Genomic DNA, 19,741 nt, shown 5'->3' with positions numbered 1-19,741 from the left:
TTTTAATAATTTTAAGCCTATTTTCGAAAAAATTATATTATTTTTGAATGATTACTCTTTAAATCATCAAAAAATATTATAAAGTACATATAAATAATATAAATGAAAGAGAGTGATTATACATCACCCTCTTAAATATTTGTATAAAAAGTTACTAGTAAATTTTTCAAATTTATAGAGCTTCTTCCCATATTCTTTATCTCTAATAATTTTTCTAAATTTTTAGATCTATTTCCTATGAGTGATATTGTATACCCTAAAATATCTTTTATGAACTCTCTATCTGAAATAGATGAGACTATTTCATCTACAAAATATAATTTATCTATCGTTGTTAAATAATCTTTTGTATTTAAAAAATCTCTTATGGATTTATAAATTTCAACTTTATATTGAAACTCTCCTGTATCTATCCAATTCTTTATATTATGACCAATTCTTTCAAAAGAACATCCCTCATTTAAATCTATTGTTCCTACTCTTTTGTAATCTTCAATATCTTTTGATTTACCTAAAAAGAATTTATACTCCTCTTGAGTTACTCCAATCTCTTGTGCATTCTCTTGAAGAATATTCACTAGGATAGATCTTGATTTTATCGTTGGTAGAACATTTAACCCTGTAGAAGTAAGTATAAAAAAGCTTCCGCTGTTTGGTTCTTCTATCATTTTTAAAAGTGCATTAGCTGATTCTTTTCTTAATTTTTCCACATCTCTTATTATATATATTTTCCTTTTTCCTTCATAAGATGTTGTCGAATCTTTAAAAGCTAGCTCTCTTATTTTTTCGATTTTTATTCCTGTTATATCATCTAGTATTTCTAAATCTCCATGAGTTTCACTTTCAATTCTTATACAACTCTCACATACATCACAAAAATCATCTCTATAATTAGAGCAGTTTAAACTCTTAGCAAAGGCTTTTGCAAACTTTTTTAAAAGCTCTCTATCTACACCATAAAAAAGATATGTTCCAGATTCTCTTTCAAAATTTAACTCTTTTTGTAAAAACTCAATAGCTTTTTTATTAGAGTTTAAATCTTTAAACATTATCTCTCTGCCTTCTCAATCTTTCTTAAAATTGATATTTGATCAAGAGCCATTCCTGCTCCTTTAACAACACTTTCCAATGGTGACTCTGCTAATCTGACATTTAATGATGTATGTTTTGATATTAATTCAGGGAAATTTCTAATTAAAGATCCCCCTCCAGCCATAACTATTCCTCTATCTATTATATCAGCTGCTAATTCTGGTGGTGTTTTTTCTAAAACGTCTTTTACACAAGTTACAATCTCCATTAAAGAATCCATAATAGCCTCTCTAATCTCTTCAGATCCAACAGTAACAGATTTAGGTAGTCCTGTTATTAAATCTCTTCCTTTTATCGTCATTGTTTCTTCTTCTGTTAAAGGAATTGCTGTTCCAATTTGCATTTTTATACTTTCAGCTGTTTTATCTCCAATTAATAGTGTATGTGTCTTTTTTATATATTTTATTATATCCATATCAAAATTGTTTCCAGCTGTTCTTATAGTCTTGCTTACAACTGTTCCACCTAAAGATATTACAGCAACATCTGTTGATCCTCCACCTATATCTACTATCATATTCCCTTCTGGAGCTGATATATCTATTCCTGATCCTAAAGCAGCAGCTCTTGCCTCCTCTATTAAATAAGCTTTTTTAGCTCCCGCTGAAAGAGTAGCTTCTAATACAGCTCTTTTTTCTACACCTGTTACATCTATTGGTACACAAATCATAACTTCTGGCATAAATAGCGAATATTTTCCAAAAACTTTTTTTATAAAATATTTTATCATTGCTTCAGTTATATCATAATCTGCTATAACCCCTTCGCTTAAAGGCTTTACAGCCACTATCGAATCTGGAGTTTTTCCCAACATATCCTTTGCTTCATTTCCAACAGCTAAAACTTTTCTACTTTCTCTTTCTACTGCCACAACAGAAGGTTCATTTAATATTATCTTCCCATGTTTTTTGCTATATACAAGCGTGTTTGCCGTCCCTAAATCTATTCCTATACTTCTACTAAATCCAGGTAGTTTCAATTTGAATCCCACTTACTATCACTCCTTAACCTAAGTTTTTTTCCACTATTTTATTGATATCATCTATTTTTCCTTCTGTATAAAGCGCTCCAATTAAAGCTTCAAAAGCTGTAGCTTCTTTGTATTCCATTACACTACACGATTTAGGAAAAGTTTTTATATTGCTATTTTTAGATCTATTAACTAATGTTAATTTATCTTCATCTAGTTCGTCTATTATATTTTTTAAATATTTACTTTGAGCTTGTGCATTTACATGCTCTTTTACTAATCTATTTAAATTTTTTATATTATACCCTTTATTTATAAAATAAGTTCTAACTGAAAGTTCCCATACACAATCACCTAAATACGCTAAAACTAATCCATTTGCTTCACGCACATCTAAATTGACCATGTTGTTTTTTCCTTCCCATCCTTTATTTTAATTCCCATCTCTAAAAGTCTATCTCTTACTTTATCTGAAAATGCCCAATCTTTATTATCTCTGGCTTCTCTTCTCAATTCTAACAGAAATTCTATTAGTTCTGTTGTCATATCTCCAACTTGAACTTCAATTTTTAATAAAACTCCAAGCACATCCTCCATAACAACTCTTACATAATCAATAGTTTCCTCTAAAACTTCTAATCCATTTTTTGATATTTTCTCCTCTTCAGTTGCTTTATTTAATTCCTTTACTAACTCAAAGATGGCACCTATTCCTCCAGCAGTATTAAAATCTTCATCCATGCATCTTACAAATTTATCTTTTGAACTCTCTAGTGTTTCTTTTAAAACTACTAAATCAGATCCGCTTTCAACTGGTTTTGAAGTTAACTTTTCTTTTCCTCTAGCAACAGCATTTTCAATTCTTTCTAATCCAGCTTTACTTTGAATCAATTCATTATCAGAGAAATCTATTGGCTTTCTGTAATGAGAGCTCAGTATAAAAAATCTTACCACTCTTCCTTCAAACTGCTCTAAAACTTCTCTTAAAAGAAAGAAATTTCCTAGTGATTTAGACATTTTTTCACCTTTTACATTTATATAGCCATTATGTATCCAGTACTTAGCAAACTCTCCTCCTGTTCCACATTTTGATTGAGCTATTTCATTTTCATGATGTGGAAATATTAAATCTTGTCCTCCACCATGAATATCAAATGTTGCACCTAAATATTTATTTGACATTGCTGAACATTCAATATGCCATCCAGGTCTTCCTTTACCCCAAGGTGAATTCCAATAAGGTTCTCCATCTTTTGCTTTTTTCCATAGTGCAAAATCTAATGGGTCTTTTTTTATTTCTGAAACATCTATTCTTGCTCCACTTTTTAAGTCATCAATACTTTGGCCTGATAATTCTCCATACTCTTGTTTATAGCTATTTATATCAAAATATACATCCCCTTGAGACTCATATGCATAACCTTTTTCAATAAGAGTTTTTATGATTTTTATCATTTCACCTATATGTTCTGTTGCTTTAGGTCTTATCATTCCTTCCTCTTTTAAATTAACTTTTGCTGTATCCTCAAAATAAGCATCTATATATTTTTTGGCTATATCTTGTAGAGTTACTCCCTCTTCATTAGCCTTTTTTATCATTTTATCATCCACATCTGTAAAATTTTGAACATACTTAACTTTATATCCTCTGAATTCAAAATATCTTCTTACTGTATCAAAAAATATTGCTGGTCTTGCATTTCCTATATGTATATAGTTGTAAACTGTAGGCCCACATACATACATCGAAACCTCTCCCTCTTTTAGAGGTTTAAATATTTCTAACTCACCTTTAAGTGTATTGTATATTTTTATCATCTTATGTCCTCCTATTTAAACGCTTTTAATAGATTAAGAGCTGTTTCTTCATTCAAAATTGTACTTATTTTTAATCTATTTTCTTCTGCCAATCCTTTTAATTCTGCTGTTCCAATTATTTTATTTTTAACTTTTATATCTATATCTCCTGACACAAACTGTTTTTCCCCTATATCCACACTTACTGCGTTCTCTTTTGGTAGATTTGATATATGTTCACTTTCTTTTGGATTATTTATATAGATATTAGAAGATATGCCTTCTATAAAACTATTCTTAGAAAAGTAATTTAAAAAGAATAAAAATGATCTTAACTCAGCATCTCTTGTGCTTCTTAAATAAAGTTTATTTCTTTCAATAACTCTTTCTCCTGATAATCCATCTTGAGATATCCCGTTAAAACTTTTTATTATATCGTTTTTTCCACCTATATTTGCAGTTAAAATTACTTGTTCTTTTTTATTTACATCTCCTGTTAACACAAATTCATCGAAGCCACCCAGAGGATTTTTTCCTAAATTCAATATTAACATTCCTAAATTATTTCCTTTCTCTTTATCTAGTATATTCAAAAGATTTGGATTAAAATATTTTTCATTTTTTAAAATTCTTTCTATATCTTTCTCTTTTTTTCCAATTATAAAATTCCCTTTTTCTATTTTTAGATAAATTTTTTCTCCATTTAAATATTTTTTTCTATATTCATCTTTTAAAACATAGAAATCATTAATTTTATCAAAATATGTTTCAACTTTTAAAACTATAAGAGGATATATATATCCAAAATCTATTATTCCTACACATGCTTTTCTATCTGATATAAAACTACTATCAGATACCATATAAAGTCCTCTTACATAACCTAAAGCTTTTTTAACCTTATCATCTATATTAAAGTCAGCTTTATTTAAAAGATTTATTACATTATCAAAATTTTTATGATCAATCTCCTCATTTACATATGCTACATTTATTCTATCACTTAAATAAACTCTAGGATTTTCTTTACTTGCATAAAATACACCAGCTAAAATACTAAAACCACAAAAAATTCCTATAGCTATTTTTAAAGTTTTTTTCATCGGTACTCCTTCTAATAAATTTATCTACTTTTTTTTATTCTTTTTAGTTCATTTAGCACTAAATCTATTTTTTCATTTTTACATGATCCCGATGCAAATCTAACTTTTACTATCTCTTTTTTATCAATTTGGATATTTTTCCCATCCTCTTCAAATTGCTCTAATTTTTCTATTGTATCTCCTGAAGGGCTTATTGCAAAACTTCCACCCCAGAAGTTTACACCATCCTCTACTCCCACTCTATTTACAACAACTGTATAACATCCATTGCTAATCGATGTTGTTCTACAAATATTTTCCCATATTTTTTCTATTTCTAAACCTTTATCAGTTAATCTAGTTGGACTACTAGCAATTACAAATACCATTTGTGCTCCATCTTGACCTAATACATATGGATTACTTTGATGAAAAATATCCTCACATATTAGCATTCCAACTCTACCAAATTTTGTGTCAAAAGCTCTAATTCTATCTCCTTCTTTAAAATATCTTCCTTCATCAAAAAGACCATAAGTCGGCAGATATATTTTTCTATGCTTATGCTTTACTTCTCCGTCCTCTAAATAAAAAGCTGTATTATAGTGATATAAGTCCTCTCCTAGTTCAACAGCTCCAAAAATTATTGATATTTTTTTAGATAACTCCAATAATATCTGTGGAACTCTTTCTATTGCTACATCATACACCATTTCTTCTAAAAGATATCCTGTTAATGAAAGTTCTGGAAAAATAACTATCTCTGTATTTTTTTGTATCTCTTTTTCAACAACCTCAACTATTTTTTTTAAATTTTTCTCTGTATCTCCTAATATTGGCTTCATTTGAGCTAAAAATATGTTCATTTATCTCTCCCTTTTTAATTAAAGAAATTTTAAATCCTCAATTGTTGTAATTTTTAAGTTATCATAATCTCCTATTATAACTTTTATTCGCCCTCCGATTCTTTCAACTAAAGACGAATCATCTGTTCCTAAAAAATTATCTTCTCTAGCTTTTTTATAAGCTAATTTTAAAATTTGTCCTCTAAATATTTGTGGTGTATGAACAGCTATATATTCATCTCTTTTAGGTGTTTCTACAACTTCTCCCTCTAAATTAATTCTTTTAATTGTATCCTTTAATGGGATTCCTACCACAGCACCATCTATTTCTAAATTTTCCTCTAATATTTTTAAACCTTCAGAAAAATATTTTTCTTTTAAAAAAGGTCTAACTCCGTCCTGTACTGCTATTATACTATTATCTTTACAATATTCCAACGCATTTTCAATAGAATATTGTCTTTCACTTCCACCTTGAACAACCTTTTTCACTTTTTGAATACTATATTTTTCACATAAGTCCTCAACTGCTTCTATTGAATCTTGTCCTGTGACAATAACAATGCTTTCTATAAGTGAGCTCTCTTCAGCAACCTCCAAAACTTTTAAAAACAAAGGCTTTCCATCTACCTCTAAAAACTGTTTTGGATATCCTAAATTCATTCTTTTTCCAATACCCGCAGCAGCAACAATTAAGGTTATTTTAGTGTCACCACAGTACATCCTATTCCTCCTTCATTATGACCGCCTGTTCTAAAGCTTTTTACATATCTTGAAGTTTTTAAGAAATCCATAATACCTGTTCTAAGAGCTCCTGTTCCTTTTCCATGAATTACATATATTTCAGTGTATCCGTTCATTAAAGCTCTATCCATATATGTTTCTAGCTCATGTATGCCTTCATCTACAAGCTTTCCTCTTAAGTCAATTTCATTTTTTACTCTAGTTTTAGCATGAGCATTTATAGGTCTATACTCTTTCTTTTTTGGTTCTACAACTGTTTTTACATCATCCATAGATACCTCAAGTTTTAATATTCCTGCTTGAATATTAAGAGTCTCTTTATTTAAGTTTATTTTATTTACAATAGCATATTGATTTAAACTATTTACGAATACTCTGTCTCCAACTTTATAATCTATCTTTCTAGCAACTTTTGGCTTTACTTCTACATTTTCAGTTTTTTCCTCTTGTAAAGATGTTCTAAGCATATTTAATTTTTTTTGAACATCTTTCATTTCCTCTTTAGTTTTATCTTCTTTTTGTATCTTATTAACTAAAGCAGCAGCTTTATTTTGCATATCCCTCATCATTAATTCTGCTTTTTCATAAGCTTCTTTTAAAATTTGATTTTTTTCTTTTTCTAAAACTCTTAATTTTTCCTCATATTCATCTTTATCTTTTTGAGCTTGAGCTTTTAATGTCTCAACTTCCGCTTGTTTATTTTCTAATTCTAAAGATTTATCTTTTATATTTAAAATCATTTTTTCTACTTTTTTATCTTCATCACTTATATAGCTTTTTGCTCTTTCTATTATGCTTTCAGATACACCTAATCTTCTAGCTATTGTTAGTGCATTACTTTCTCCAGGAACACCTATTAAAAGTCTATATGTCGGTGATAAAGTTTCCACATTGAACTCCATTGATGCAGTCTCTATATCTAACTCATTATAACCATAAGCTTTTACTTCACTATAGTGAGTTGTTATTAATGATTTACACTTTTTATCTTTTAAGTAATCTATCACTGCCATTGCAAAGGCTGACCCTTCCATTGGATCAGTTCCTGAACCTAACTCGTCTAATAAAACTAAAGAAGCTTTTGTAACTGAATTAAGTATTTCTTGAATATTTTTTAAGTGAGCTGAAAATGAAGATAGTGATTGTTCAATACTTTGTTCATCACCTATATCTGCAAATACTCCATTAAAAAATCCAATACTTGTTTTTTCATCTGCAGGAATTGGAATTCCAGTTAATGTCATTAATGTTAAAAGCCCTGCCGTTTTTAATGCTACAGTTTTTCCACCTGTATTTGGTCCTGTTATAAGTAAAGTATTATATTCTTTTCCTATCTCAAAAGTTAAAGGAACTACTATCTTTTCATCTATAAATGGGTGTCTAGCTTTTACTAAAGAAAGCATCTCTTTATTATTAATTTCAGGAATTGAGCATTTTTTTTCTATACCAAATTGAGATTTACCATTTAATATATCTAAATACATTATTGCATTTCCAATTTCATTTATTATAGAGGTGTTTAGTCTAACTTGATCAGTTAATCTTAATAAGATTTTTCTAATTTCTTCTCTTTCTCTAACTTCAAGTTCTCTCATCTTATTATTTAAAGATACAATTGATATTGGCTCTATAAAGACAGTAGATCCACTTGATGATCTATCATGTTCAATACCTTTTATAAGACCTTTGAAATCTGTTTTGATTGGTATTACACTTCTTCCATCTCTAGTTGTTATAATTTTTTCCTGAATAGCTTTTGCAAAATTTGCATTTGAGAAAATTTCTTCAAATTTTCTTTTTATATTTGTTACCATATTTTTCTTTTGAAATCTTAACTCTCTTAATTCAATTGAAGCATCATCCTTTATATTTTTATCTGGATCAATAGCTTTATTAATTAAATCTTCAAAGTTTTTAAGTGTAGGTATATTTATAAACCTGTTTCTTAAATCTTTATATTTTTCTAAAGTCTCTAATCTACCTTTAAAAATTCTAAAAATTCTTAGATTTATATTTAACGACCATAGATCTTCTGGCTCTAAATACATTCCAACAAGTTGCGCTTTTCTTGTTATATTTGTTACATCTTTCATTCCTGCAGGTTCAAAACCACCATCGAACTTTAAAAAATCCATAAAATCCTTTATTATATCTAACTCTTTTCTTAAAGAATTTATATCTTTAAATGGTTCTAGTTCTAATATTTTCTCTTGATTTTCTTCAATAGTCATATAATGAGATAACTCTTCTCTTAACTTATTGAATTCTAATACTTTATAACTATGAATATTCATATTTCATATCACCTTTTCTTTATGTATTTTACCTAGGTATTATAACATATTTAATGTTTTTTATGAACTATTCCAAATAATTTAAAAAATACCTTGATATTTTCTCTCAGTAATGGTATAATAATTTGCATGTTTATAACGAAAGCGAGGTGTAAATAGAATGCAAAGATGTGAAATTACTGGAAAAGGAATGACTTTCGGAAATCAAATTTCTCACTCTCACAGAGTAACAGGAAGAGTTTGGAAGCCTAACTTACAAACAACTAAGATTGTTATTAACGGTGTTACTGTTAAAGTTAAAGTTTGTACAAAAACTTTAAAGACTTTAAAGAGTGCTAACGATGTGGAAGTTATGCAAATCCTTAAAGCAAATGCTAATACTCTAAGTGCTAGACTTAGAAAAATATTAAGCAAATAATGCTTATAAAAAAAGACAGCTTTAAATAAAAAAGCCTGTCTTTTTTTTATTTTTGTAACTCTATTAAAACAAGCCTAATATTTCTTTAGAGAAAAAGGGGCCGAAGATATTATCTTCAACCCCATTATTTTTACTTCTCTACTCTTGTGTATGGAATAAGAGCAATGTTTCTAGCTCTCTTAACAGCTTTAGCTATCTTTCTTTGTAACTTAGCGTTAGCTCCAGTTACTCTAGAAGGATTGATTCTTCCTTTATCAGAAACGAATCTCTTTAATAAATCAACATTTTTGTAATCGATCTCTTCAGCTTTAACTCTTAATTTAGCTCTTCTTCTTCTGAATTCTGCCATTCTAATAACCTCCTTATTTGAGAATAAACGTTTTCTTTAGTTTTAATTAGTCGTTCTTAACTACGATGTATCTCATAACTTCTTCAGTTATGTTAAGCTTTGACTCAACCTCAGTTAACTTAGTACCGTCCATCTCTAAAGTAGTTAGTACGTAGAATCCTGTCTTCTTCTTATCAATTGGATAAGCAAGCTTTCTCTCTCCCCACTTCTCAGATTTAAGAACAGTAGCTCCAGCTCCAGCTAAAATGTTATTAACTTTAGCGATTACAGCTTCTCTTCCCTCTTCTAATATAGTTGGGTTGATGATGAACATTAATTCATACTTTTTCATGTTATTACCTCCTCCCTATGGTTTTAGCCCAAAATACACAATGATCTTGAGCAGGGCATTATTAATTCTAACACAGAATCAATATTTTTACAAGTATTTTTTATTAATCTCTTCTATTAGCTCTAATCCATGGTGGAAGATCTAACTCATCTCTTACTTCAGCTGTTTCCTCTACCTTTGGAGTTTCTGCTTTTTTCTCTACATTTATAAATGATTCTGTTTTTTCTTGCTCATCACCAAAACTATTTGCAATTATTGTAACTTGAATTTTATCTCCATATGTTTCATCTGCAGTAATACCAAACATTATATCTTCAGCTGTTTTTCCAGCAGCTTCTTTTACGATGTTAGCTATAGCCTGTGCTTCCATCAATCCTAAGTTTGATGATCCTGCTATATTTATTAAAACTTTGCTTGCTCCCATAATTGATTTTTCTAAAAGAGGTGATGATAAAGCTTTCTCAGTAGCTTTAGCAACTCTGTTTTCTCCCTCTCCTTCTCCAAATCCTAAAACAGCTACTCCAGAATTTTGCATTGTTGCTTTAATATCTGCAAAGTCTAAATTTATAAGACCTCTACCTATCATTAAATCGGCAATACCTTTAATTCCTATTTTTAAAATATTATTAGCTTCTTTAAATGCGTTTTGAAGAGTTATTGTTTTTTCTGGTAATTCAAATAACTTATCATTAGGTATAATTACCAATGAATCTACATGCTTTTCTAAATTTGCTAATCCTAAATCTGCATTATTTTTTCTCTTTCTTCCCTCAAAAGAGAATGGTCTAGTTACAATACCTATTGTTAAAACTCCCATTTCTTTTGCTATTTTAGCAATTACTGGTGCTGAACCTGTTCCTGTTCCACCACCCATACCTGCTGTTATAAATAACATATCTGTTTCTTCTAGTAGATTTCTTAATTTTTCAACATCCTCTTCAGCTGCTTGTTTACCAACTTCTGGATCTGCTCCTGCTCCTAAACCTCTTGTTAATTTTTCTCCTAATTGAACTCTTATATCTGCTAAAGAGTTATTTAAATCTTGGGCATCTGTATTTGCCGCAATATATTCTACTCCTGTTACTCCAGCTGAAATCATGTCGTTTATTGCATTTCCTCCAGCTCCTCCAGCTCCGATTACTTTTATCTTTACTTCACACTCGTTATTAAACATTTTCATACAGCTCCTTATTATATAAAGTTAGAAATCCATTTTTTAATTTTATTTAATGCTCCATCTGTAACCACTTCTTCTTCGTATTCCTCTTCATAGTCCTCTTGTCTAAATGCTGTTTCATTTATAGGAAGTTCTACAAACGTTTCCTCTTCTTGTTCAATAGCTATAAATTCATCTTTTAAACTATCAGTTTTTACTTCGTTTCTCTTTTGAAATTCTGTTTCTAGTTTTGTTAATAAAATACCTATTACTGTTGACATTGATGGATTAACATTCTCTAATCCTCTCAATGGAAAAGGATTAACTTTTCTTACTGCACATTCCATTTTACTTCCTACTTTACTAAAAATTTCATCTATTGCTACAGCTCCTCCAGTAAAGGCTAATCCTTTACCTAAATAACCATTAAAACCTGACTCCTCTATAGTTTTAGAAATAAAATTAATTAAATCTCCTGTTCTAGCATCGATTATTTCCTTTATTTCATCTAAACTATACTCACCATTTTCTGTTTTTATAACTCCATTTGAATACTGCTTACTTCTCAATTTTTCCAGTATCTCTTTGGCTTCTTTTTTTGGTATTTTTAAAAGATAACTTATATCATTCACAAAATGCATTCCACCTATTGATAAAGATTTTGTATAAATTATTTTATCATTTTTATAAATAGCAATGTCTGTAACTCCTTCTCCTATATCTATCAAAGCTACTCCCATTTGTCTATCTTCATATTCTAGTGTAGATTTTGCAGAAGATGATGCATTTAAGAATATATCTTCAATCTCTAACCCAGCATTATTTACAACCTCTACTATTGGGTCTAGTTGATCTTTTTTTATAGTTATTAAATGTACATCTCCTTGAATACTTTTTCCAATCTGCCCAATTGGATTTTTTAATATTCCAGAACTATTAACTCTAACGTTATAAGCTTCTTGTTCTATTACAATTTCATCCTCTTTTAAAAGATTACTTTTTACTAATTCAATTAAATTATACATATCTTGAGCGGTAATCTCTTTTTCATTAAATTCGATACAACCATGATCAGTTTTTGATATAATTCTGTCATTACTAACTCCTAAAGATACTACCTCAAATTCTCTTCCATTTCTTTGTTGCAACTCTTTCAAACCTTTAGCTATGCTTGCACTTAAAAGCTCTGAATCTTCTACTATTGATCTCTTTATACCTTCACTAGGCACCTCTAAGTAATCCAGTACTCTTAACTTTAATCCCTCTGTACTAAGTTCTCCAAGAATAAATTTTATTTTTCCATTTCCAATATCTAAAGCTAATTTTGTAATATTATCTCGCACTTTTCCCCTCCTTTTCCCTTACTACTATATCTTTAAATCTTATATCTATATAATCTATTAATTTAGTTTTTATTAATTCCTTATATAGATTCATTGTTATTTCATACTTATTTTTTGAAACTTCTGGTTCTGTTTTTATTCTCGTTCCATCTCTCAGTATTATATAGATTAACTTTTTATTATCTACATATAATTGAGAAACTTCATCTTTTAAATCTAGCTCTTTTAATTTATCCATTATTTCTAAAAGTTCTTGTTGTTCTCCATTAGCCTTTACTACAAGAATTGGCATACTTTTTTTAGGATATTCTTCTAGTTTTCCAAAAATCGTACCTTCTTCATCCATCGTATAAATTCCTGATTTATGCTGAGCATAATAGCTACTATCTTTTTCTGTAATATCTATAGTTATTTCATTTAAATTTTGCTTAGAAACAACCGCTTTTTTTATTCTTATATCTTTTAGTAATTTTTTTTCTAGTCCTTCTAAATTTAAATCATTAATATTTTTTCCTAAAATTTCATTTTTTATTTTTTCTAAGTCTGATTTTAGATTTGGCGAAACTTCACTAATTTGAACTTTTGAAATGTTGAAAAAATCTCTATTTTTAAAGTCTTTCTCAACTTGAATTATAATAAAAGTTAGTGCCAATATTATAGCAATTTTAAATATTTTTTTCAAGAATCTCTCCCTGTTATTTCATATATTTTCTACTTAGCAGCTTTCTACTATTATTCTTGTTAAATCATCAAAAGAATATCCCTTTAGTGTTGCTAATTTTGGTGCTAAACTTGTTTCTGTCATCCCTGGGCAAGTATTCACTTCTAAAAAGTAAGTTTTTCCATCTTTTAATATAAAATCACTTCTTGTTACACCTTTCAATCCTAATTTCTCATGAATTTTTCTAGCAGCTTCAGAAGCTTCTTCATAAGCATTTTTATCTATTTGTGCAGGACATTCGTATTCTGTCATTCCAACTGTGTACTTTGACTCATAATCATATAATCCTGATTTTGGTTTTATTCTAACTACTCCCAATTTTTCACCATTTAAAACACCTGCAGTTAACTCTTCTCCTTTGATAAACTCCTCTATTAATGGTTCTTTTTCTTTTAATATTTCATATGCTTTTCTTGCCTCTTCCTCAGTATTACATATATATAGTCCTACACTAGATCCCTCTTTAGCAGGTTTTATAACTACTGGATAACTATCAATATATTCTACAGCTTCATAAGTTTTAGCTATTCTAATTCCTAAATCTTTAGCTATTATTTTAGTTAAAATTTTATCCATAGCAACAGCACTTCCTGTTACTCCAGAACCTGTATATTTTTTCCCTAGCATATCTAATACTGACTGAACTCTACCATCCTCTCCATATTCTCCATGAAGAGCTAAATAAACTAAATCATATTCATTTTCAATAAATGCTGATACTAAATTATCTTTTGTTAAATCTATTTTATAAGCATCATATCCTTGTCTTAATAAGCTATTCAAAATAGCTTGTCCACTTCTTAAAGAAACTTCTCTTTCTGATGTAATCCCACCCATAACAACTGCTATTTTCACTTTTTCCTCCTAGTTAGTTTCTTACAATTATAATCTCTTCTTCTAATTGTATTCCAGTTTTATTTTTTACACCTATTTTTACTTCTTCAATTATTTCAATAATATCTTCAAATCTTGCTTCTCCCTTATTTACAACAAAGTTTGGATGAATCATAGATATTTCAGCTCCACCAACTCTTTTTCCTTGAAGTCCTGCCTCTATTATAAGTCTTGCAGAAAAATGCCCTTCTGGATTCTTAAAAGTGCTTCCTAAATTTGGTTCATTTAATGGATGATTTTCACTTCTTTTAAGTTTATATTTTTCTACAACTTCCTTTAAATATCCCTCTTCAAATTTAAATGTGGCACTTACTACAACCCATTTTTTTTCTTTTATCTCTGTCACTCTATATGAAAATTTTAAGTTTTCTTTTTTTATTTTTCTAAGCTCATTATTTTCATCTATAACTTCAACTGATATTATCTTATCAAAAATCTCTGTTCCATGAGCTCCACCATTCATAAAAACAAGTCCACCTACGCTTCCTGGTATTCCTGCTAAATTTTCTAATCCTGTGTAATTTTTTTCTTCCATATAATCTATTAATTTAGAAAAATCTAATCCAGCTCCAACTTCTACAATTCCATTTCCCTTATCATCTATATAATCAATTGCCTTAAGAGAGATAAATATTGTTTCTAAATCTCCATCAGCTATTAAAGTATTTGTTCCATTTCCTAAAATAAATGTATTCTCTTTCTCTTTTAAAATCTCCAATAATTCGTCTCTATTCTCTACTTCTATAAACTCTTTTGCCACTCCTCCTATCTTCATATTCGAGTGTTCTTTCATAATGTGATTTTTATATAACTTCATTTCCTATTCTCCCTATATTATCAGCTATTGTATGAGCTAGTGTAGATATACTTCCTGCCCCCATAAATAAAAATGTGGCAGCACCCTTTTCTCCTACTACTAATTTTTCTATTTCTTCATTTTTTTCTATTATTCTACAGTGCTTATGCCCTATCTTTTCTTTTAACTTTTCAAGAGTTACCCCAAACTCATTTTTTTCTCCAGCACTATAAACTGGCATTAATATAACCTCATCTACGCCTTCAAAACTTCCCTTAAACTCATTCAAAAGAAATTTTACACGACTATATCTATGAGGTTGAAATATAGCTACTGTTTTATTTTTTTCTATAGTTTTTGCTCCTTGAATTGTCGCTTTTATCTCTGTTGGATGATGAGCATAATCATCTATTATTCTTATTTTATCACTGTGAAGAATATCATATCTTCTTTTCGCACCTTTAAATTTCAAAAGTTTTTCTGCTATTATTTCTTTTTTAATTCCATATTTTTTTGCCAAATATATAACAGGTAATGCATTTTGAATATTATGATTTCCTGGAATTGATAATTCAAACTCTCCAAATAATTCTCCATCTATAGTTACCTTAAACTTTGTTTTTGAATCTATTATTCTAATATCTGTGGCTATTATATCTGAATTTAACTTTTTTATACTATATGTTTTTATATTTTCTCTATTTTTTATTAAATCTAAACTTTCTTGACAATCATCACAAACCAGAATTTCCTTTTTTGTTTGATCCATAAATTGCTTAAATGACTTTTTTATATTCTCAAGAGATCCATGATTTTCAAGATGATCTGCTTCAATATTTGTTATTATTGAAATTTCTGGTGTTAGATGTAAAAATGAGTTATCACTTTCATCTGCTTCTGCAATAAAAATCTCTGCTTTTCCACATCTAGCATTAGAACCGATCTCTGGTAGAATCCCTCCTACTACTATTGTTGGATCAATGTCTAGAAGTAATGATCCTAACATTGAACTTGTTGTTGTTTTACCGTGAGTTCCAGCTACTGCTATTCCTTTTTCTTTATTCATCAATAAAGATAACAACTCTCCTCTTTTAATTATCTTTATCCCCAACTCTTTAGCTCTTTGAATCTCAGGATTTTCCTGTTTTATTGCACTTGAAGCTACAACTAAATCTACTCCTTCTATATTTTTAGCTACATGCTCCCCATAAATTTTTATTCCTAAGCTCTCTAGTTCTTCAGTTACATAGTTTCTAGAAAGATCCGCTCCTGAAACCTCATAACCTTTTAGCTTCATAATTTTCGCTAATCCACTCATTCCAATACCATTTATTCCAATAAAATATATATTATTCATTTAACTCCTCCATATGTCTAAGCATTCAACAATTTTTTCAGCCGCATTGCTTTTCTTTAAATTTTTAGCTTTTTTGCTCATCTTGTTTAGCTCCTCTTCATTTTTTATTAATTCAAGAGCTTTTTCTAGCGCCTCTTCTGCTTTACTATCACTATATAAAAGAGCTGCTTCATTTTCTGATAATATTTTAGCATTTTGATATTGTCCAACTTTAATTGAGTTGTATGGTATCAAAATAGATGGTTTTTCTAACTGCATTATTTCAGAAACTGTAAGAGCACCTGCTCTACAAACAATTAAATCTGCTGCTGCCATAATATTTATCATATTATTAAAATACGGTTTTATTATATCACTGACTTTTATTTGCTGATCTTCTAATTTTTCATTAATTTCATTAAAGTTTTTTTCACCAGTTGCCCAATAAATCCTGATGCTTTTATCTTTATAAATATCTTTTAAACTTTTAATTACAGCTTCATTTAAAGATTTTGCTCCTAAACTTCCTCCAGTTATTAAAAGAACTTTTTCATCTTTTCCAATTTTTAATCGTTCTCTTTCTGTTTCTTTATCCATAGCGTAGATATCCTCTCTCAAAGGATTTCCAGTTACTAAAAATTTGTGCTGATCTTTTATTGATATCTCTTCATATGTTGTATCAAAAGCTAAAAAACATTTTTTTGCTATTTTATAAAATAACTTATTTGCCATTCCTAAATCCGCATTTTGTTCTTGTAAATATATTTTTTTTCCCAAAATCATTCCTGCTAACAACACTGGTATTGATATATAATTTCCAAATCCTATTATTATATCTGGCTGTTCTTTTTTTACAATTTTAAAAGCTTGTAAAAAAGCTTTCATATTTGATACTATTTTTTTTAGATTTTGAAATGGATAAACGTCTATTCCTAAAAACCTAAATCCTTCTTCTGGAACAAGATCCTTTTCCATTCTAGTAGAACTTCCTACAAATAAAACTTCCATATTTCTATTTAAAAGTTTCTTCCCCACTGCTAAAGCTGGATATATATGTCCTCCTGTTCCACCAGTTGTTATTATTATCTTTTTTTTCATAAACTCTCTCCTAATTAAAATAACGTATTACCAATTCTTTGAAAACTTTCCCTCTCTCTTCAAAGTTTTTAAATTGGTCAAAACTTGATGTTGCTGGTGAAAACAATATTATCTCCTCTTGATCTTTATCAATTTTTAGCTTTAATTCTTCTAAAACTTTATCTAAAGTTTTTAAATTAAAAACTTTATTTTTAGGATAATTTATTTTTGCTAATCCTTCTTCAAGTTTATTTGCTATATCTCCAATCAAATAAACCTCTTTAACATTGTTTTTAATTAATTTCTCCAATGGTGAAAGATCTAACTCTTTATCATAGCCACCACATATTAGAATCGGATTTTTGAAAGCTTCTACTGCAAATTTTGTTGAATCTATATTTGTTCCTTTAGAATCATTTATAAATTCTACTTTTCCATAGTTAAAAAATTTTTCCATTCTATGTTCTAAAGTTTTAGTAGAATATAAAAATTCTCTTATAAGATTAGTAGATATCCCTAATAATTTTCCTACAGTAACTATAAATAGCATATTTTCCAAGTTATGTTTTCCCTTTAAAGAAGCTAAATTTTCATTTAAAACAAGTTCTCTCTCATAATATATATCTCCTTCTTTTACAAAACATAATTCATTTTTATTTGTTTTATTCATTCCTATAAAAATTTTTTTTCCAGAAATTTTTTCAACTCTTTTTAAACTTTCAGCACATGAAGTATTTACTATAAAATATTCATTTTCCTTTTGATTCCTCCCTATATTAAACTTTGTGTCATAATAATGATCTAAAGTTTTGTATCGAGACAAATGATCTGGAGTCAAATTAACTATTAAAGATATGTCTGCTTTAAAATCTTTTATATTTTCTAATTGATAAGAACTTGCCTCTAAAACATAATAATCTAAACTCGGATTTTCCATAATAGTTTCACTAAAAGAATATCCAATATTTCCACATACTTTTGAAGTGTAACCTGCTTTTTCTAACATTTCATTAATTTTTGATGTTACTGTTGTTTTTCCATTTGTTCCTGTTATTGCTATTATTTTCCCTTTAATATTGTTATTTATTTTATATCTATAACCTAATTCTATATCATCAATTACTTCTATTTTTAACTCTAATGCTTTTTTTACTAAATTTGTATATGGTACTCCTGGACTTTTTATAAAAATATCTATTTTTTCGTTTTCTAGAATTTTTAGTCCTTCCTCTGAAGAAATATCCGTTTTATCATCAATTAAAAAAACTTCATATCCCATTTCTTTTAATGTTTTTTCTGAGCCTTTTCCACTAACTCCAGCTCCAAATACCATTGCTTTTCTCATGGATTTACCTCCTTATTTTTAAACGACAAAAACCACAGTGACTTTCACTGTGGTCTTATTATAGTATTCCTCTTAATCTCACTATACCTAAAGCTATCATTCCTAAAAATAATGCCACAATCCAAAATCTCATTGTCACCTTTGTCTCAGGTAATCCAGCCAATTCAAAGTGATGATGTATCGGTGCCATTCTAAATACTCTTTTTCCTCTCATTTTAAAAGAACCCACCTGAAGAATAACAGATATCGCTTCTAAAACAAATACTCCACCTATTATCGGTAAAAGAAGTTCTTGTTTTAAAAGAATTGCTACAACTCCCAAAATCCCTCCTAATGTCAAGGATCCTGTGTCTCCCATGAATATTTGAGCAGGATAAAAATTATACCATAAGAATCCTAATCCAGCTCCTATTAGAGCAGATAAAAACACCGATAACTCACCAATCCCTGCTATATAGTGTAAATTAAGGTGATTACTTAACTCTATATGACCTGTGAAATAAGCTATTATCCCTAAAATTGTTGCCCCTATTATTACAGGCATTATTGCTAGTCCATCTAATCCATCTGTTATATTTACTGCGTTTGAAGTTCCCATTAATACCAATGCTATAAAAATAAGCATCAAAAAACTTCCTAAATAAAAACTACTATTAGATATAACCGGATTTACAATTGATAAATCTAGAACTTTATTTCCTGTCAATCCAAACTCTTTTATAAAAAACCATGTTACAATGGCTATAAAACATTGTCCAATTAATTTCTTCTTCCCTGACAATCCTTTTTTGTTAACAGTAAATTTTTTATAATCATCTACAAATCCTATACTACTAAAAAGAATTGTTATAACAAACATTAAAATTAAAAATTTATTAAATAAATCACCAACTAATAATGATGTCAATAAAGTTCCAAAAATTATTAAAATTCCACCCATTGTTGGAGTTCCCTTTTTTGAAAAGTGGCTTACTGGTCCCTCTTCTCTTATAGACTCTCCAAATTTTTTTACCTTTAAATACTGTATAAACGGTTTTCCAGTTACTAAAACAACTAAAAATGCTAGTATAAAAGCTAAAAAACTTCTTAAATATATCGATTTAAGCCCCTCTAAAACTGGTAAATACCCTGCCAATAAATATAGCATCCCT

The 19,741-nt window shown here is 28.8% G+C and carries 20 protein-coding genes; 1 reads left to right on the top strand and 19 read right to left on the bottom strand.

Annotation, left to right across the window (positions count from 1 at the left end; translation table 11 throughout):
- Positions 1–131: 131 nt before the first annotated feature.
- From NON08_RS07385 to NON08_RS07350, 8 genes are read right to left on the bottom strand one after another with little or no spacing between them, the layout of a single operon-like run.
- Positions 132–1,049: an ATPase gene (locus tag NON08_RS07385; protein ID WP_256690815.1), complete on the bottom strand. Its 918-nt coding sequence runs from the start codon at positions 1,047–1,049 to the stop codon at positions 132–134.
- The gene (locus NON08_RS07380) at positions 1,049–2,083 is read right to left on the bottom strand and encodes a rod shape-determining protein (protein ID WP_413774031.1); all 1,035 of its coding nucleotides are present in this window, start codon (positions 2,081–2,083) and stop codon (positions 1,049–1,051) included. The genes NON08_RS07385 and NON08_RS07380 overlap by 1 nt, the downstream gene beginning before the upstream one ends.
- Before the next feature lie 13 nt (positions 2,084–2,096).
- Positions 2,097–2,468, bottom strand: a complete 372-nt coding sequence (locus NON08_RS07375) for a Mini-ribonuclease 3 (RefSeq protein WP_256690814.1) — start codon at positions 2,466–2,468, stop codon at positions 2,097–2,099.
- The gene (gene cysS, locus NON08_RS07370) at positions 2,456–3,880 is read right to left on the bottom strand and encodes a cysteine--tRNA ligase (RefSeq protein WP_256690813.1); all 1,425 of its coding nucleotides are present in this window, start codon (positions 3,878–3,880) and stop codon (positions 2,456–2,458) included. The genes NON08_RS07375 and cysS overlap by 13 nt, the downstream gene beginning before the upstream one ends.
- An 11-nt stretch (positions 3,881–3,891) precedes the next feature.
- Positions 3,892–4,962 carry a hypothetical protein gene (locus NON08_RS07365; RefSeq protein ID WP_256690812.1) on the bottom strand — a complete coding sequence of 357 codons (1,071 nt, stop codon included), beginning with the start codon at positions 4,960–4,962 and terminating at the stop codon, positions 3,892–3,894.
- 20 nt (positions 4,963–4,982) lie between these two features.
- Positions 4,983–5,807 carry a nitrilase-related carbon-nitrogen hydrolase gene (locus NON08_RS07360; RefSeq protein WP_256690811.1) on the bottom strand — a complete coding sequence of 275 codons (825 nt, stop codon included), beginning with the start codon at positions 5,805–5,807 and terminating at the stop codon, positions 4,983–4,985.
- A gap of 18 nt (positions 5,808–5,825) precedes the next feature.
- Complete coding sequence (ispD, locus tag NON08_RS07355) at positions 5,826–6,509, bottom strand: 2-C-methyl-D-erythritol 4-phosphate cytidylyltransferase (protein ID WP_256690810.1); 684 nt, start codon at positions 6,507–6,509, stop codon at positions 5,826–5,828.
- Entirely contained in the window at positions 6,485–8,824 is a 2,340-nt protein-coding gene (locus NON08_RS07350) for an endonuclease MutS2 (RefSeq protein ID WP_256690809.1), read from the bottom strand. Before NON08_RS07350 ends, ispD begins: the two co-directional genes overlap by 25 nt.
- Before the next feature lie 160 nt (positions 8,825–8,984).
- On the opposite strand from NON08_RS07350, the gene rpmB reads away from it, so the two are divergent.
- Positions 8,985–9,242 (top strand): 50S ribosomal protein L28, encoded by a 258-nt coding sequence (gene rpmB, locus NON08_RS07345; RefSeq protein WP_256690808.1) that lies wholly within the window; start codon positions 8,985–8,987, stop codon positions 9,240–9,242.
- Between the two features lie 130 nt (positions 9,243–9,372).
- On the opposite strand, the gene rpsR is transcribed toward rpmB, so the two are convergent.
- The 11 genes from rpsR to mraY all read right to left on the bottom strand — a co-directional run bounded on the left by rpsR (position 9,373) and on the right by mraY (position 19,737).
- Positions 9,373–9,591 (bottom strand): 30S ribosomal protein S18, encoded by a 219-nt coding sequence (rpsR, locus tag NON08_RS07340; RefSeq protein ID WP_023051045.1) that lies wholly within the window; start codon positions 9,589–9,591, stop codon positions 9,373–9,375.
- Between the two features lie 46 nt (positions 9,592–9,637).
- A complete protein-coding gene (gene rpsF / locus NON08_RS07335; protein ID WP_256690807.1) occupies positions 9,638–9,922 on the bottom strand; it encodes a 30S ribosomal protein S6 in 285 nt (94 codons plus the stop codon).
- 103 nt (positions 9,923–10,025) lie between these two features.
- Positions 10,026–11,096, bottom strand: a complete 1,071-nt coding sequence (gene ftsZ / locus NON08_RS07330; RefSeq protein ID WP_256691234.1) for a cell division protein FtsZ — start codon at positions 11,094–11,096, stop codon at positions 10,026–10,028.
- A gap of 17 nt (positions 11,097–11,113) precedes the next feature.
- Positions 11,114–12,421 carry a cell division protein FtsA gene (gene ftsA, locus NON08_RS07325; RefSeq protein ID WP_256690806.1) on the bottom strand — a complete coding sequence of 436 codons (1,308 nt, stop codon included), beginning with the start codon at positions 12,419–12,421 and terminating at the stop codon, positions 11,114–11,116.
- Positions 12,411–13,103 (bottom strand): cell division protein FtsQ/DivIB, encoded by a 693-nt coding sequence (locus tag NON08_RS07320; protein WP_256690805.1) that lies wholly within the window; start codon positions 13,101–13,103, stop codon positions 12,411–12,413. Before NON08_RS07320 ends, ftsA begins: the two co-directional genes overlap by 11 nt.
- Positions 13,104–13,136: 33 nt before the next feature.
- A complete protein-coding gene (locus tag NON08_RS07315; protein ID WP_256690804.1) occupies positions 13,137–13,997 on the bottom strand; it encodes a D-alanine--D-alanine ligase in 861 nt (286 codons plus the stop codon).
- Positions 13,998–14,010: 13 nt separating this feature from the next.
- A complete protein-coding gene (gene murB, locus NON08_RS07310; protein WP_256690803.1) occupies positions 14,011–14,853 on the bottom strand; it encodes a UDP-N-acetylmuramate dehydrogenase in 843 nt (280 codons plus the stop codon).
- Complete coding sequence (gene murC, locus NON08_RS07305; protein ID WP_256690802.1) at positions 14,840–16,189, bottom strand: UDP-N-acetylmuramate--L-alanine ligase; 1,350 nt, start codon at positions 16,187–16,189, stop codon at positions 14,840–14,842. Before murC ends, murB begins: the two co-directional genes overlap by 14 nt.
- Entirely contained in the window at positions 16,190–17,266 is a 1,077-nt protein-coding gene (murG, locus tag NON08_RS07300) for an undecaprenyldiphospho-muramoylpentapeptide beta-N-acetylglucosaminyltransferase (protein WP_256690801.1), read from the bottom strand. It abuts the gene before it with no gap.
- A gap of 10 nt (positions 17,267–17,276) precedes the next feature.
- The gene (murD, locus tag NON08_RS07295) at positions 17,277–18,590 is read right to left on the bottom strand and encodes a UDP-N-acetylmuramoyl-L-alanine--D-glutamate ligase (protein WP_256690800.1); all 1,314 of its coding nucleotides are present in this window, start codon (positions 18,588–18,590) and stop codon (positions 17,277–17,279) included.
- A 58-nt stretch (positions 18,591–18,648) separates the two neighbouring features.
- Positions 18,649–19,737, bottom strand: coding sequence for a phospho-N-acetylmuramoyl-pentapeptide-transferase (mraY, locus tag NON08_RS07290; RefSeq protein WP_256690799.1), 1,089 nt, complete (start codon positions 19,735–19,737; stop codon positions 18,649–18,651).
- Positions 19,738–19,741 lie beyond the last annotated feature (4 nt).

The organism is Cetobacterium sp. NK01, assembly GCF_024506395.1.
Taxonomy (GTDB): domain Bacteria; phylum Fusobacteriota; class Fusobacteriia; order Fusobacteriales; family Fusobacteriaceae; genus Cetobacterium_A; species Cetobacterium_A somerae_A.
Note: the sequence above shows the minus strand (reverse complement) of the source record. Positions and strands in the feature narration are given on the sequence as shown.

What these genes read in the sequence shown, in the direction of transcription:
- NON08_RS07385 (WP_256690815.1), bottom strand. Translation starts at nt 1,049, where the DNA reads ATGTTTAAAGATTTAAACTCTAATAAAAAAGCTATTGAGTTTTTACAA.
- NON08_RS07375 (WP_256690814.1), bottom strand. Translation starts at nt 2,468, where the DNA reads ATGGTCAATTTAGATGTGCGTGAAGCAAATGGATTAGTTTTAGCGTAT.
- cysS (WP_256690813.1), bottom strand. Translation starts at nt 3,880, where the DNA reads ATGATAAAAATATACAATACACTTAAAGGTGAGTTAGAAATATTTAAA.
- NON08_RS07365 (WP_256690812.1), bottom strand. Translation starts at nt 4,962, where the DNA reads ATGAAAAAAACTTTAAAAATAGCTATAGGAATTTTTTGTGGTTTTAGT.
- NON08_RS07360 (WP_256690811.1), bottom strand. Translation starts at nt 5,807, where the DNA reads ATGAACATATTTTTAGCTCAAATGAAGCCAATATTAGGAGATACAGAG.
- ispD (WP_256690810.1), bottom strand. Translation starts at nt 6,509, where the DNA reads ATGTACTGTGGTGACACTAAAATAACCTTAATTGTTGCTGCTGCGGGT.
- NON08_RS07350 (WP_256690809.1), bottom strand. Translation starts at nt 8,824, where the DNA reads ATGAATATTCATAGTTATAAAGTATTAGAATTCAATAAGTTAAGAGAA.
- rpmB (WP_256690808.1), top strand. Translation starts at nt 8,985, where the DNA reads ATGCAAAGATGTGAAATTACTGGAAAAGGAATGACTTTCGGAAATCAA.
- rpsR (WP_023051045.1), bottom strand. Translation starts at nt 9,591, where the DNA reads ATGGCAGAATTCAGAAGAAGAAGAGCTAAATTAAGAGTTAAAGCTGAA.
- rpsF (WP_256690807.1), bottom strand. Translation starts at nt 9,922, where the DNA reads ATGAAAAAGTATGAATTAATGTTCATCATCAACCCAACTATATTAGAA.
- ftsZ (WP_256691234.1), bottom strand. Translation starts at nt 11,096, where the DNA reads ATGTTTAATAACGAGTGTGAAGTAAAGATAAAAGTAATCGGAGCTGGA.
- murB (WP_256690803.1), bottom strand. Translation starts at nt 14,853, where the DNA reads ATGAAGTTATATAAAAATCACATTATGAAAGAACACTCGAATATGAAG.
- murC (WP_256690802.1), bottom strand. Translation starts at nt 16,189, where the DNA reads ATGAATAATATATATTTTATTGGAATAAATGGTATTGGAATGAGTGGA.
- murG (WP_256690801.1), bottom strand. Translation starts at nt 17,266, where the DNA reads ATGAAAAAAAAGATAATAATAACAACTGGTGGAACAGGAGGACATATA.
- murD (WP_256690800.1), bottom strand. Translation starts at nt 18,590, where the DNA reads ATGAGAAAAGCAATGGTATTTGGAGCTGGAGTTAGTGGAAAAGGCTCA.
- mraY (WP_256690799.1), bottom strand. Translation starts at nt 19,737, where the DNA reads ATGCTATATTTATTGGCAGGGTATTTACCAGTTTTAGAGGGGCTTAAA.